At 42.8% G+C, this 14,376-nt stretch carries 11 protein-coding genes and 1 tRNA gene; 8 read left to right on the top strand and 4 right to left on the bottom strand.

The genetic code is table 11. The annotated features are described in order from the left end of the window. The first annotated feature begins 4 nt into the window (after positions 1-4). The 5 genes from QEP06_RS08305 (at position 5) to QEP06_RS08285 (ending at position 5,806) form a co-directional block, all read left to right on the top strand. A complete protein-coding gene (locus tag QEP06_RS08305) occupies positions 5-1,603 on the top strand; it encodes a SusD/RagB family nutrient-binding outer membrane lipoprotein (RefSeq protein ID WP_285269849.1) in 1,599 nt (532 codons plus the stop codon). 85 nt (positions 1,604-1,688) lie between these two features. Further along, positions 1,689-3,467, top strand: coding sequence for an arginine--tRNA ligase (gene argS / locus QEP06_RS08300; RefSeq protein ID WP_285269848.1), 1,779 nt, complete (start codon positions 1,689-1,691; stop codon positions 3,465-3,467). Between the two features lie 168 nt (positions 3,468-3,635). After that, the gene (locus tag QEP06_RS08295; protein WP_285269847.1) at positions 3,636-4,691 is read left to right on the top strand and encodes an AMP-binding protein; all 1,056 of its coding nucleotides are present in this window, start codon (positions 3,636-3,638) and stop codon (positions 4,689-4,691) included. Positions 4,692-4,696: 5 nt separating this feature from the next. Then, a complete protein-coding gene (gene arfB / locus QEP06_RS08290; RefSeq protein ID WP_285269846.1) occupies positions 4,697-5,089 on the top strand; it encodes an alternative ribosome rescue aminoacyl-tRNA hydrolase ArfB in 393 nt (130 codons plus the stop codon). Between the two features lie 333 nt (positions 5,090-5,422). Further along, positions 5,423-5,806, top strand: a complete 384-nt coding sequence (locus tag QEP06_RS08285; protein WP_285269845.1) for a GreA/GreB family elongation factor — start codon at positions 5,423-5,425, stop codon at positions 5,804-5,806. Positions 5,807-5,885: 79 nt separating this feature from the next. Here the strand turns inward: QEP06_RS08285 and QEP06_RS08280 are convergent, their stop codons facing one another. Next, positions 5,886-6,860: a deoxyhypusine synthase family protein gene (locus tag QEP06_RS08280; RefSeq protein ID WP_251832325.1), complete on the bottom strand. Its 975-nt coding sequence runs from the start codon at positions 6,858-6,860 to the stop codon at positions 5,886-5,888. Positions 6,861-6,911: 51 nt separating this feature from the next. Between QEP06_RS08280 and QEP06_RS08275 the strand changes: the two genes are divergently transcribed. After that, the gene (locus QEP06_RS08275; RefSeq protein ID WP_285269844.1) at positions 6,912-7,217 is read left to right on the top strand and encodes an MGMT family protein; all 306 of its coding nucleotides are present in this window, start codon (positions 6,912-6,914) and stop codon (positions 7,215-7,217) included. Positions 7,218-7,296: 79 nt separating this feature from the next. Here the strand turns inward: QEP06_RS08275 and htpG are convergent, their stop codons facing one another. Beyond that, positions 7,297-9,189, bottom strand: a complete 1,893-nt coding sequence (gene htpG, locus QEP06_RS08270; protein ID WP_285269843.1) for a molecular chaperone HtpG — start codon at positions 9,187-9,189, stop codon at positions 7,297-7,299. A gap of 125 nt (positions 9,190-9,314) precedes the next feature. Continuing rightward, positions 9,315-10,316, bottom strand: coding sequence for a recombinase RecA (recA, locus tag QEP06_RS08265; RefSeq protein WP_285269842.1), 1,002 nt, complete (start codon positions 10,314-10,316; stop codon positions 9,315-9,317). A gap of 147 nt (positions 10,317-10,463) precedes the next feature. On the opposite strand from recA, the gene QEP06_RS08260 reads away from it, so the two are divergent. Continuing rightward, a tRNA-Gln gene (locus QEP06_RS08260) sits at positions 10,464-10,534 on the top strand. Between the two features lie 290 nt (positions 10,535-10,824). On the opposite strand, the gene QEP06_RS08255 is transcribed toward QEP06_RS08260, so the two are convergent. Further along, positions 10,825-12,708, bottom strand: coding sequence for a TonB-dependent receptor plug domain-containing protein (locus QEP06_RS08255; protein WP_285269841.1), 1,884 nt, complete (start codon positions 12,706-12,708; stop codon positions 10,825-10,827). Between the two features lie 87 nt (positions 12,709-12,795). On the opposite strand from QEP06_RS08255, the gene QEP06_RS08250 reads away from it, so the two are divergent. Further along, positions 12,796-14,271 (top strand): aminotransferase-like domain-containing protein, encoded by a 1,476-nt coding sequence (locus QEP06_RS08250; RefSeq protein WP_285269840.1) that lies wholly within the window; start codon positions 12,796-12,798, stop codon positions 14,269-14,271. Positions 14,272-14,376 lie beyond the last annotated feature (105 nt).

Genomic DNA, 14,376 nt, shown 5'->3' with positions numbered 1-14,376 from the left:
TAAAATGAAAAATATAAAAAAAATAGCACTGATTCTATCAGCTGCACTATTTACATCTAGTGCCATGGTAAGTTGTCGGCAGGATTTTAATGAAATAAATGAAAATCCGAACAATCCAGAATCACCTCTGACCTATGGTGTATTTAACTATGCAAACAGAGTTGTTGCTGATGGAACAAGAAACTCGTTTGAGTCTGCGCGTGTAACACTACCGTGGATGCAATACTCGGCACAAACAGCTTATAACGATGAAGATAAGTATGCGTACAGATTGACTAGTGGCGATGCCCTCTGGACGCAACTTTACACTGCAGCATCAAATTATAAAAAAGTAATTGACATGAACAGTGATCCGGAAACGGCGGCTGCAGCAAGTGCATACGGCTCTAATGCTAATCAGATAGCTGCTTCGAGAGTTATGCTGTCTTATGTATTTCTAAACTTAGCCGACTCATTTGGGGATATACCTTACTATTCCTATGGTAACGATGATCCAGACTTCCAGGCATTAAATGTAAATGAATACCTTAAACCAAAATTTGCTTCTCAAGTAAAAGTTTACGGCGACATTCTTAAGGAGTTAAAAGAAGCTTCGGAAATGATTGAATCTTCCCAACCTGTTTTCGCTCCAGCAGATGTTTTATTTCAAGGTGATGCTGGCAAGCTGAAAAGGTTTGCTAATTCACTAAGGCTACGGGTTGCAACTAGAGTAAAAGGTGCAGTTCCTGGAGCTGAAGCTCATATCACCGATGCGATCGCTCAAGGTGTCATGACATCAAACGCAGACAATGTAGGCGTTAAGTATGAAAATAATCTAACGAACCCTTCCCCAATGTATAACGATTTTAGAACTAGATCCGATTTCTCTGTTTCTAAAACATTCATCGATTTACTGAAAGGTGATACAGGTACATTTGGCCTAGATCCAAGATTATTTAAGTACGCAACGCCACAGGGCACGTCCAAAGCTACAATTCTTAACGGAACATATGTAGAATCAACAGACTTAACAAAATATGTGGGTATGCCTTATGGATTACCGGAAGACTTTCAAGCTGCGCAGGCTGAGGTAGGAAATAACTTTTTCAGTAAATATGTGTATAGACAAGACTACACCGAGTTATTTATGGAATACTCAGAAGTAGAATTCCTGCTTAGTGAGGCAAACGGTTGGAGTCAATCAAATTATGAAAAAGGTGTTAAAGCTTCAATGACAAAATGGGGTGTAAGTGAAACCTCTGCGAATGCCTTTGTTGCAGCACTGCCACCTGCAACTGCAGCAAGTGTTTTAACCCAAAAATATGTTGCATTATTTATGCAACCTTATGAAGCATGGGCAGAGTATAGAAGAACTGGTTATCCAGATACAAGTATTCTGTTATTACCTGGCGAAACTGCACCACTACTGGTACCAGATCCAGATACCGGAGCAACCACTTACACGTTTACGCCACTTGTAACGGGCTTAACAGATATACCTGCTCGACTTTATTACCCAACTATTATTAAAACCTTGAACGCGGAAAATTATGCTAGTGCATCCACCGCCCTCGGTAGTGGAGGTGATAAGATGTCTACTAAGCTGATCTGGGATAAGAACTAATGTGAATAACTTAGTTTATATCTCAAACCACCCTCGCGGGTGGTTTTTTTATTTCCGTATATTTGTTTTGAGAAAATATGCGACTATGAATATTAAAAATATTATTGAAAATAAAATCGGTGAAGTCATCCAAAATGTCTTTCAGATCGATGATCTTAACCATAAACATAATCTCAAACTCGAGGTGCAGCAAAACAGGAGCGGCTTCGAAGGAGATTTCAGCGTAGTCACCTTCCCGCTTGTCAAAATCGTAAAGAAAACGCCGGATCATGTGGCAACAGAGCTCGGCGATGCACTCTCCACGCAATCAGATTTTGTAGAAAGCTTCAATGTGGTCAATGGTTTTCTTAATCTCAAGATCAAGAACAGCTTCTTTCTGAACAATTTTTATTCTGCCAAAGAAAACCTCGATCAAACGTCGGATAAGCAGCAAACCGTAATGATTGAGTACTCCTCCCCAAATACCAACAAACCTTTGCACCTTGGCCATATCCGGAACAATCTCCTCGGATATTCCGTTGGGGAGATTCTGAAAGCAGACGGATATAATGTGATTAAGACGCAGATCGTCAACGACCGCGGGATCCATATCTGCAAATCAATGCTTGCATGGGAAAAATTCGGGAACGGCTCTACTCCAGAATCACTCTCGCTGAAAGGGGACAAACTTGTCGGCAACTATTATGTAGAATTCGATAAAGTTTACAAAAAGGAAATAGCAGAACTGGTTGCTCAGGGAAAAACCGAAGACGAAGCCAAAAAACAGGCTCCAATCATCCTTGAAGCCCAGAAAATGCTTCTTAACTGGGAGAAAAACGACCCTGCTGTACGCGAATGCTGGCAAACCATGAACAACTGGGTATACGATGGTTTTGGGCAAACTTACAGCAGACTGGGTGTTGATTTCGATCAGGTTCAGTATGAAAGCGAAACCTATATTTTAGGGAAAGACATCATCCAGCAAGGCCTGTTGAGCGGTGTACTCTACCGAAAAGATGACGGCTCCGTGTGGTGCGACCTGCGAGATGAAGGCCTTGACGAAAAACTATTGCTGCGTTCCGACGGAACTTCTGTGTACATGACCCAGGATCTGGGCACTGCCGTGCAGCGATTCAAAGATAATGACATCCAAAAACTAATTTATACTGTGGGCAATGAGCAGGACTACCACTTTGACGTCCTCTTCAAAATTCTCAAAAAACTCGGCTATAGCTGGGCAGACAATCTATACCACCTTTCTTACGGCATGGTAGAACTTCCGGAGGGCAAGATGAAATCCCGTGAAGGCACCGTGGTGGATGCCGATGACCTAATGCAGGAAATGTATGAAACCGCGAAGGAAAAAGCTGAAGAGCTCGGAAAACTCGATGCACTTTCAGCCGACGACAAAGAAAAATCCTACGAAACGGTAGGCATTGGTGCACTGAAATATTTTATGCTGAAAGTGGATCCGCGCAAAAAAATGCTGTTTAATCCCAAAGAAAGCGTGGAGTTCAACGGCAACACCGGCCCGTTCATCCAGTACACGTACGCCCGGATCCAGTCGCTGCTTACCAAGGCAAACTATCAGGAACGAAAAATCTCGTCCTATGGGATGACTCAGACTGAAAAAGAGCTCATCATGAACATCGCCACATTCAAAGACACCGTTACGAAGGCTGCAGACACACTTTCGCCGGCGGTGGTGGCCAATTATGTGTATGATTTGGTGAAATCTTACAATTCCTTTTATCAGAACAACCCTATCCTAAATCAGGATGATGAAAATACGCGCCAGTTCAGGCTCGAACTCTCAGACTTAACCGCCAAAATCATCAACAAAGGCCTTAAATTGCTCGGTATAGGTACCGTGGACCGAATGTAAAATTTGGGCGTGTCCCTTTGTTAACGGCGCGGCATCCGCCCCGCCGTTAACAGGAGGGCCGGTCTCCGGCTCCCAATCTTCGTTAGCCGCCTGGCGGCGGCCAACAAAGGATTTCCGCCTCCGCCCTCACGCGGGACCCCGTATATTTCCCACACAAATTGCAAAAAGATGCTCCTCGATTTCACCCAATATCCGGAAAAGCCATTCCTACGACCTGAAACACCATTTGAAATTAAGGTTTCAGATTTTCTGCATGATTGGTTTTCCGAAGGCGAAACCGTGCCGGTTCAGACATCTGGTTCCACAGGTGTACCGAAAATATTTGACATCGAAAAAAAACGTATGCGTGCTTCCGCCGCAATGACCTGCGATTTTCTGGGGCTGAACCCGGGTGATTCCGCACTGCTTTGCCTGCCGGTTGAATATATTTCAGGAAAAATGATGCTGGTACGCGCAGCAATACGTAAACTAAAACTTTGGGTTACAAATCCTACGTCAAATCCGCTCGCAAACTTTTCTGAACCCGTAGATTTCTGTGCGATGTCGCCGCTGCAGGTCGAGAACAGCTTGGACAAACTCCACCTCATCAAAACTATGATCATCGGCGGAGCCCAGGTTTCGGAAACTTTAAAGCAAAATATCCACAAAGCATTTCATGCTTCAGGCGCGAAGGTGCGGATTTATGAAACGTACGGAATGTCTGAAACGCTTTCGCACATTGCACTCAAGGAAATTTACCCTAATACGGAAACGCACTTTAAAATATTTGAAGGTGTGGACCTTTCACTCGATAATCGCGGTTGTCTCCGAATCTACGCACCCAAGCTCAATCCTGAAATTCTAAATACTAACGATTTAGTTGAACTGACAACAGATTCCAGTTTCAAATTCCTGGGACGTATAGACAACGTCATCAATTCCGGCGGACTGAAGATTCAGCCTGAAATCTTAGAGTCATTGGTTAAGAAGACAATAAATAATGACGTCTTGTTTTTGGGACTTCCAGACCAAAAACTCGGACAAAAACTGGTGATGGCAATCGAAGGCCCACAGGTCAATGTAGATTCCGTGCTAATCGATGGCGTTTTAAACCAAATCGAAAGGACATATTCAAAAAACCAAAAACCGCGCGACATTATCTTTGTTGATAAATTCCCCCGGCTGCCCAACGGTAAAATCGACCGGTTAACGCTTCAGCAAGATCTTTCAAAATCAAAATATTAATAAAAATGAAAGATTTCACCAGGGAATTATCGTTCAAAACCTCACGCAGCAGTGGCGCGGGCGGGCAGAACGTAAACAAAGTGGAAACTTCGGTGACGGTGATGTGGCCGGTATCCGAGACTAAAATGTTCAGTACTGAAGATATTGAATTAATTAAAGATAAACTCCGCAACCGGATTAACGCTGAGGGTGTGTTGCAACTCACCGTTTCGGAATCGCGGACTCAGCTACAGAACAAAAAAATTGCGGTTCAAAAGCTATTGGAACTCGTAAACAGGTCGCTGGTGAGACAGAAGCCGCGAAAAGCAACAAAACCTTCAAAAAGACAGATTGAAAAACGAATCAAGGCGAAAAAGCAGATCTCCGAAAAGAAAGAGCAGCGGAAGTTCCGCTTTTGAACGGATTTGTTAATGATTGCTAAATACTTGTTTTATAGTACTTTATTCAGTATGTTTGTACTCAGACAAGAATAATACAATGACAACACTAACCTTTACATCCGATACGAATCGTGCAGCGAGGCTATTGCAATCATTGCTTTATCTACACACCGATTCGTTCCTAAAAAGTTCCAAAGACTTTATCTCCTGAACCCTGTCCGAATGAGCGACGGGGAAACTCCATTTTTTAACTAAATTTTTTCAAAGCAGTAACTACAAAACTTGACTCCCCCACGCGCGGCGGGTCTGGATTTGAATGCACTGCAAATCTTCAAACAAAAATCAAAAGAAATGACAGAACAGATAATTTTAACTACAGGAATTTACGACGCAATCAAAGATCACTTACGCAGAAAACAGGTAACAGCAGCTGAAGAGGAAAGGCTGACCGCCGAGTTGCGGAATGCAGTACAGGTTCGCCGCCGCGAACTTCCGGAAGATGTGGTGACCGTAGACACGAAAGTGACAATAAAAGACCACACCGAAAACCAGGAGAAAGAATACATTTTTGTGGGTGTAAAACAGGCCAAGCCTAAAAAGAACAAGCACTCTATCCTTTCTGACATCGCGTTGGCGACACTAGGCTATAAAGTAGGTGATGTGATTGAGTGGCCTTTCGCGGATGGTGAACGAAAAATAGAAATTCTGAAAGTTGAGCCCTGGTCGCAGAACTAAGCTCGATTGTTTTTCCATAACTAAACAAAAAAAGTACAACCAAACCGGTTGTACTTTTAGTTTTTATAAGTTTAAGCACTTAAGAATTTTCCAGGATATAAGAGAACATCAACGGTGCGCAGATGGTTGCATCACTTTCAACGATAAACTTCGGTGTGTTGATGTCGAGTTTTCCCCAAGTGATTTTTTCGTTCGGAACGGCACCGGAATAAGATCCGTAAGACGTGGTAGAATCTGAAATCTGGCAGAAATAGCTCCAGAAAGGAATATCGGTCATTTCCATATCCTGGTACAGCATCGGAACCACGCAGATTGGGAAATCTCCCGCAATACCGCCACCGACCTGGAAGAAACCAACGCCTTTTCCACCCGAATTTTTCGGATACCAGTCAGCCAGATACATCATATACTCGATACCCGACTTCATCGTTGAAGCCTTAAGTTCTCCTTTGATGCAGTAGCTTGAGAAAATATTTCCCATCGTAGAATCTTCCCAGCCCGGCACCACGATCGGCAGGTTTTTCTCCGCCGCGGCCAACATCCAAGAGTTCTCTTTCGGGATTTCGTAGTATTGTTCCAGAACGCCTGAAAGTAGCATTTTGTACATATATTCGTGTGGGAAATATCTTTCGCCCTTGGCTTCCGCGTCTTTCCAGATTTCCACGATATGTTTCTGCAGTCTGCGGAACGCTTCCTCTTCCGGGATACACGTGTCTGTCACACGATTTAGGCCTCTTTCAAGCAAATTCCATTCATCCTGTGCGGTAAGGTCGCGGTAATGCGGCACTCTTTCGTAATGTGAATGCGCAACCAAATTCATTAAATCTTCTTCAAGGTTTGCTCCGGTACATGAAATGATATCCACCTTATCCTGACGGATCATTTCGGCTAAGATCTTACCGATTTCCGCCGTAGACATAGCGCCGGCCAGCGTGATCATCATTTTACCACCGTCTTTCAGGTGCGCCACATAACCTTTAGAAGCGTCTACCAAAGCCGCCGAGTTAAAATGCAGGTAATATTTTTCGATAAATTCTGTAATCGGTTTGTTCATAATTTTTGCTTTGTGCAAAGATAAGGATTTATAAAATCTTAATTTTGAAGGATGGATGAATTGTTCCGTAAGCAGGTTTTTGAGGTGATCCGGCTGATCCCGCCCGGACGCGTCACTTTTTATGGCGCGATCGCAAAAGCGGTCGGCTATCCCAATCATTCAAGGCATGTGGGCAATGTACTCAGGAATTACGGTGATGACTTTCCCGCGCACCGCGTTTGCAATTCGTCGGGACGAATTACCGCCAGTTGTCTGCAAGCTTTTACAATTAAACTATACCGTGAAGGAATTGAAGTTGTGGACGGACGAATTGTTGATTATAAAAACATCTTCTGGAATCCCATCGAAGAATTATAATCAAAAATTGTCGTAAAAAAACCGGCAGAAAAATTCCACCGGTTTTATTTGAAAGCTATTAGCTTGTGTAAATAAAATTCTATTTCGCCAGATCCTGATAACTTCTCTGGATAAAATCAGTCAACTCCTTCCCTTTCAAAAGGTTTTGCGAAAGCTTCGCCAAATCCAGCGCATGCTTAATTTGGGAAGTTTTCTCTTCTGCGTTCTCCGTGGTAAGGATTTTTCCGGCCAGCTCACTGTTGGTATTCACCACGAGGTTATACATCTCCGGGAAACCGCCCATCGCGAACATTCCGCCGCCGCCCGTGGCCTGCATATCCTTCATACGGCGCATAAATTCGGGCTGAGTGATGATGAACGGCGCATCGCTGCTGTCTAGATCTTCAAGCTGAACCGTGAATTTTGAATCTGAAATGCCTTCTTCAACGGTTTTCTTTAAAGTTTCCTTTTCCTCTTCATTCAGTTTTGAGATTACGGGCTCATCTTTTTTGATCAGATTATTGATGTGATCGGCATCCACTCGCGCAAACTGAATTTTTTCTTTCGAACCTTCAAGCTTTTGAATCAGATGCGGCACGATCGGTGAATCCAGAAGCAGTACTTCATACCCTTTGTCTTTCGCGGCCTGCACATAGCTGTGCTGATCGTGCTCGTTGCTGGCGTAAAGGATTACGAGGTTGCCGTCTTTGTCTGTTTGGTTGGCTTTAATTTTTTCCTCCAGCTCACTCCAAAGGAAATACTTGCCGTCAACATTCGGATAAAGCGCAAACTTGTCGGATTTATCGTAGAATTTATCTTCGGAAATCATTCCGTATTCAATCACGATTTTGATGTCATTCCACTTTTTCTCGAAATCCTCACGGTTTTCATTGATCAGCGAAGCCATCTTATCCCCTACTTTTTTGGTGATGTAGGATGAAATTTTCTTCACCGCGCCGTCAGCCTGAAGATAAGAACGCGAAACGTTCAGCGGAATATCCGGAGAATCGATCACACCTCTTAAAAGCATAAGGAAATCCGGTACAATTCCTTTCACCTCATCGGTCACAAATACCTGGTTTTGGTACAGCTGGATTTTATCCTTTTCGATGTTCAGATTATTACCCAATTTCGGGAAGAACAAAATTCCTGTCAGGTTGAACGGATAATCTACATTGAGGTGAATGTGGAAAAGCGGATCCTCGAACTGCATCGGATACAGTTCGCGGTAGAAATTATTGTAATCTTCATCCTTCAGTTGCGATGGTGCTTTTGTCCACGCCGGTGTTGGATTATTGATGATATTGTCAACTTCCTGGGTTTCAGCTTTTGCATCTTCAGCAGCATCTTCCGGCAAAGGCAAAGTTTCAGTTTTGGTGCCGAATTTAATCGGTACAGGCATAAACCTGTTATACTTCATCAGTAATTCGCGAATTCTTGATTCTTCCAGAAATTCGGTAGAATCTTCGGCGATATGAAGAATGATTTCGGTTCCGCGGTCAGACTTATCGGTAGTTTCTTCGATTGAATATTCGGGGCTGCCGTCGCAGATCCAGCGTACTGCCGGCTCATCTTTGTAAGATTTGGTGATGATCTCCACCTTTTCAGCCACCATAAACGCGGAATAGAACCCAAGTCCGAAGTGGCCGATGATTCCCGCGTCTTTCGCGCTGTCTTTGTATTTCTCCAGAAATTCTTCAGCACCGGAAAATGCAACCTGATTGATGTATTTTTCCACTTCTTCACCGGTCATCCCGATTCCCTGATCGATAATGTGAAACTTCTTGCCTTCTTTGTCGATCTTAACTTCGATCTGAGGCGTTCCGTAATCAACATTAGCTTCACCGATGTTTGTGAGGTGTTTCAGTTTCAAAGTAGCATCTGTAGCATTCGAAATCAGTTCCCGCAGGAAAATTTCGTGGTCGCTGTAGAGAAACTTTTTAATCAGTGGGAAGATATTCTCCACTGAAACATTGATATTTCCTTTAGTCATAATGGTTTAAATTTTATGGCTGGTGTTTTTCAAATTGGGTACCAGCCGGATAAGTTGGACATTTTGGCATTAAGCACAAAAAAAGACAGCCTGAAACTGTCTTTATGTATTTAAAAAAAACCGGATTATTTATTTTTAATAACTTCTCTGATCTTCAGTTCAAGCTCTTCCGCAAGTTCAGGATTGTCTTTCAGCATATCGCGAACGCCGTCACGACCCTGCCCAAGTTTCGTCTCATCATAGCTGAACCATGAGCCGCTTTTCTTCACCACACCTGTTTCCACAGCCATGTCGAGAATTTCGCCCACTTTTGAAACACCTTCACCGTACATAATGTCAAATTCAGCCATTTTGAACGGAGGTGCAACTTTGTTCTTCACGATTTTCACCTTCACGCGGCTTCCCACAGCTTCATCGCCGGTTTTAATCGGCGCGCTGGCTTTACGGATGTCGATTCTTACCGAAGCATAGAATTTAAGCGCGTTACCACCAGTGGTAGTTTCCGGATTCCCAAACATCACCCCGATCTTTTCACGAAGTTGGTTGATAAATATCACCGTACATTTTGTCTTTGAAATAGTTCCTGTCAGTTTTCTTAAAGCCTGCGACATCAGCCTGGCGTGAAGTCCCATTTTGGAATCACCCATTTCACCTTCGATCTCCGCTTTTGGCGTCAAAGCAGCAACCGAGTCTATTACCACGATGTCGATCGCGCCGGAACGGATCAGGTTATCCGCAATTTCAAGCGCCTGCTCACCGTTATCCGGCTGCGAAATAATCAGGTCATCCAGATTAATCCCGAGTTTCGCTGCATAATGTCTGTCAAACGCATGCTCAGCATCGATGAAAGCGGCAATACCGCCGGTTTTCTGCGCTTCCGCGATCGCGTGCAGCGTTAAAGTCGTCTTACCCGAAGATTCCGGTCCGTAGATTTCGATAACTCTTCCGCGCGGATACCCGCCTACGCCTAAAGCTAAATCGAGACCCAGCGATCCTGAAGGAATCACCTCAATGGTATCATCCACAGAAGCGTCGCCAAGCGTCATCACGGTCCCTTTACCGTAGGTTTTATCTAATTTATCAAGCACCAGCGCGAGTGCTTTTTTCTTATCGTCAGTACTGCTCATTTTAAAATAATATTTTATCAAAAATACGAAATTTCAGACAGAAAGAGCCACAAAAAAACGCGGCAAAAAGATTAAATAAATTTTTTGTGGGAAAATTTTTGCATCGAATGAAAATATTTTTTAGATTTGCACCACCAAAATGAAAACAGACCCATGGTGTAACGGTAGCACTCTGGTTTTTGGTACCATCAGTTGGGGTTCGAATCCCTGTGGGTCTACAAAATTTTGATTAAACGCTCTGATTTTCAGGGCGTTTTTTGTTTATATAGGTAATACGTACGTAATGAGTTCGGAGCAAGGAATCAGTTCCAAAATTTGAACTAAGCCAGAATTGGTGTCATTCGGAACAGGAATATTATGGATCTGTTAAACCCCGTAGCTACATTGTTAAGTTTTTGTTTTTTTTGTTTTAAAAGCTTCTATACTTGCGTTAGTGTTTATGACGATGAAGTGTTCTAAAAAAAGATAAAAGATCTGCGAAAATCTTTTTTTTTAGATTTAAAATAATTTAGTCCTGATACCATTGAAGTTTTACGCCCAAAGAAAACCATCGGGTAGGCATTGGCACCGCACCGGCTTCCAAATATTTGGCATTAAAAAGATTGCTTACTTCGGTATAAAGCAAAATATTCTGCACTTTATAATTTAAATGAACATCGGCAACGTTGTAAGAATCCCCAAGCTCGCGGTTTAATAAACGGTTTTTAAGTTGCACCGAAAAATCATTAATGGAATAATGAATTCCCGCCACCAACTGATGTTTCAAAGATTCTAAGGTATATTTGGACTGTTTTTCAGTAGTACTTTCAAAGGAAGGCTTTAGGTAATTATAACTTACATCATAGCCGAAGGATTGCTTATAGGCAACTTTGAAATCCTGCCGCAGCCGTGCATAAACACCCTGCATTTTTGTTTGTCCTAAATTTTCAGGAGCGTAAGGCTTTGAAGGATTTTCTCTCACCCAGTCGATAAATTCTTTAATATTTCTATAGAAATATCCGGTCTTAAACTGAACATTGCCTTTATTAAACTGAACATTTCCCTCATAATTCCAGGCACTTTCGGGCTGAAGTAATTCATTTCCAACATTCCCGGGTCTTTGGTTTAGATAAAGATCTGTGAAAGACGGAATGCGCTGCCCAGAACCAATATTCGCCGAAATTTTCCAATAATCATTTAAAAGATACGCTACATCTATTCCGGGATATACCTGATACCCAAAATCCGTATTGTAATTGCCGTAAATGCCCGCCGTCCCATGTATTCGTTCTCCGAAACCTGTTTTCAGTTCGGCATACATTCCGTGATTATCACGCTCGTGTTCTCCAATATTTGAGCTGCTGATTTTTTCCAAACGGGATTCCACCCCAAACCCGAAAGTTCCGATTCCTGTTTTCAAACTGCTGTTGAGTTCCAGCATTAATGTATTGGTATAATGAACGGAACGGCCTTTACTCAAATTATCCCTGAAATAGCGGTAGTCATCTTCCCCGTAACGGTCGCTAATCCTCGGGGAAAGGGTAAAATTGCCAAAAGTATGTCTGGACGAGAGACTAAAAACGGAAGTTTCCGTAACTTCTTCAGAATCGACATCTCCCGGAGCAGCGTAAAAACCATTCGCACCAAAGTGATTATGTACGTGACCTGCCATAGCCTGAATGCTGTTGTTTTTATTAAAGGCATAGTTTCCGTTATAAAAAACACGGGTAATTTTACCTGCCGAATTGTACCGCTGCCCATTGTAATCACTATGAGCAAAGGAAAAAAGCTGACTTTGCTGTTCTGTTCCAAAGATTCCCGTCGCCTCCGCAGCATTTCCTGCATAAATTCCGGAGCCATCTCCTTCGTCCTTCGACTGAAAAGAGCTGCCTGCCTGCAGATCGGCAGTTACAGATGATCGCTTTCCTTTTTTTGTTACAATATTTACTGCACCGGTCAATGCATTGATTCCATAAATTCTGGCGGCTGCACCACGGATAACCTCAATATGATCGATAGCACTTAATGGGATGGGAAGATTCATCATATTGTGAGCAGATTGCGCATCGATCATTTTCACGCCATTGATGAGAACTATAGTTTGTTCGGATGTTCCACCATCAATTGAAATATCAGACTGTGTCCCAAAAGGACCGCGTTGGCGGATATCCACACCACTGATATACGACAAAACTTCATTAATTGATTTTGCAGGAAGCGCTTCAATCTGTTTCTGACTGATGACCTGAATATCTCGCGTGGCCTCACTGAAAGGAGTTTGAAGCCGGTTGCCCTGAATCAGTACTTCATCTACCTCAGTACTCTTCATCTGCGAATCGGTATCATAACTGGTTTGTTGACCGAAAATTGATATGGTGGAAAGAAGTCCAAAACTGAGTATTGCTTTTTTCATAACTGGTATTCTAAAACGGTATTATTTGTTATCGGGCTGCAAAGATTCCATTAAAAACATTATTTTTGGTAGTCCGAAATATAAATAGTGCGTAGTCCGGTAAGCATTCCTTTTCATTCTTTTGTTAAATTAGATCGCAATAAAAAAGAAGCGGTTTATCTTCAGATTGTTTATCAGTTCATTAATGCTGTGAAAAGCAATATCCTGGAAGATGGGGATCTGCTTCCCGGCAGCAGAATAATCTCTGAAAACCTCCACGTCCACCGGAAAACTATTGTGGCCGCATTCGCAGAACTACAGGATCAGGGTTGGCTGGAAATTGTTCCTAATATTGGTACCTTCGTGAGAAATCCGGAAATCTCCTCAAAACAGATCAAAGGCTCCCACGCTTTCCGGCATCCTCCTGAAAAAGCCCCATTTCGTTTCAGAAAAGAATTTATTTTAGATACGCCTTTAGAAAGAACTCAGGAGAAACTTTATTTTACGGATGGAACCCCGGATTATAGAATTATTAAAGCTGAAGAACTTGCACGTTTTTACACCTCGGTTCTTCATAGAAAAAAACAGTCGGCCAGCGCCCATAACAATACACGTGGCAGCTCGTTTTTCAGAGATCAACTCAGTTTTTATCTGAACGTTACGAGAGGTTTTCACTTATCACGCGATTTTTTTTTGCCCGCTTCTGGGCCTGAACAAATACACTCAATCTTGTCGCGATTGCTGATCAATAAAGGTGATATTGTTCTGGTGGAAGAACTCAGTTATTTTTTACCCAACATGATCTACAGTCAGGCAGGTGCTCATTTGAAAACCATTCCGCTAGATGAAGAGGGAATGAATGTCGATTACATCAGGAATAAATTTAAGCCAGGAGACATCCGGATGGTTTATATCAATTCCAAATGTCAATATCCGACCACGGTGACACTTTCTGAAGAGCGGAAAATCCAGTTGTTACTTTTAGCTGAAGAATATGATTTCATTATAATAGAAGACGACACCGATTTTGAATTTTCGGGCTTGAGAAATAAAAAACAAACCCTTTTACGGAAAAATGGTGGGAAGCGCGTGCTCTACCTGGGCACCTTTGGGCGGTTTCTGCATCCTGGCTTCCAAATCAGTTTCCTGATCGGTCCCAAAGATCTATTAAATGAAAGTGCGAAATACCTGAATATCTTTGGCAAACCCGACGCCATGATGGAAAAAGCGTTGGGCGAATTAATTCATCAGGGCGATATTCATCGGTATCAACGAAAATCCAACAAGGTACTCGCCGAGCGCAAAGAAGTATTTGCAGAATTACTCAGGGAGTACTTTAAAGAACATATCGAATTTACAATTCCTGTCTCAGGTTTGGCCTTTTGGATCCAGTTTAAAAAACCGGTTTCGCTGATCAATTTGCATAAGAAAGCGCAGGAAATCGGCCTGTTTCTTCCGATGACCTGTCTTTACCAGAACCGAAAGGTTACGGGTTTGAGACTGGGTTTTGCGCATCTCAACCTCCCGGAAATGGAAGAAGCGGTGCGGCTGCTTGCAGCGTCTCATCGTGAAATAGCCAAATAGGTTTAGATGCTGAAAATAGCATCTTCTGCAGAAGTATTCTTGTCGGGCCTAAATGTGGTCCCTTTTGCTTCTGCACTGCAAAAAGGCGCAAATTTTGGTGTACGA

Origin of the sequence: Kaistella rhinocerotis (assembly GCF_030243905.1) — a bacterium.
GTDB lineage: Bacteria > Bacteroidota > Bacteroidia > Flavobacteriales > Weeksellaceae > Kaistella > Kaistella rhinocerotis.
Note: the sequence above shows the minus strand (reverse complement) of the source record. Positions and strands in the feature narration are given on the sequence as shown.

Bases quoted from the DNA above. Each gene is read 5' to 3' on its own strand.
- argS (WP_285269848.1), top strand. From the start codon at position 1,689: ATGAATATTAAAAATATTATTGAAAATAAAATCGGTGAAGTCATCCAA.
- QEP06_RS08275 (WP_285269844.1), top strand. From the start codon at position 6,912: ATGGATGAATTGTTCCGTAAGCAGGTTTTTGAGGTGATCCGGCTGATC.
- QEP06_RS08285 (WP_285269845.1), top strand. From the start codon at position 5,423: ATGACAGAACAGATAATTTTAACTACAGGAATTTACGACGCAATCAAA.
- htpG (WP_285269843.1), bottom strand. From the start codon at position 9,189: ATGACTAAAGGAAATATCAATGTTTCAGTGGAGAATATCTTCCCACTG.
- QEP06_RS08295 (WP_285269847.1), top strand. From the start codon at position 3,636: ATGCTCCTCGATTTCACCCAATATCCGGAAAAGCCATTCCTACGACCT.
- QEP06_RS08280 (WP_251832325.1), bottom strand. From the start codon at position 6,860: ATGAACAAACCGATTACAGAATTTATCGAAAAATATTACCTGCATTTT.
- QEP06_RS08305 (WP_285269849.1), top strand. From the start codon at position 5: ATGAAAAATATAAAAAAAATAGCACTGATTCTATCAGCTGCACTATTT.
- recA (WP_285269842.1), bottom strand. From the start codon at position 10,316: ATGAGCAGTACTGACGATAAGAAAAAAGCACTCGCGCTGGTGCTTGAT.
- arfB (WP_285269846.1), top strand. From the start codon at position 4,697: ATGAAAGATTTCACCAGGGAATTATCGTTCAAAACCTCACGCAGCAGT.
- QEP06_RS08255 (WP_285269841.1), bottom strand. From the start codon at position 12,708: ATGAAAAAAGCAATACTCAGTTTTGGACTTCTTTCCACCATATCAATT.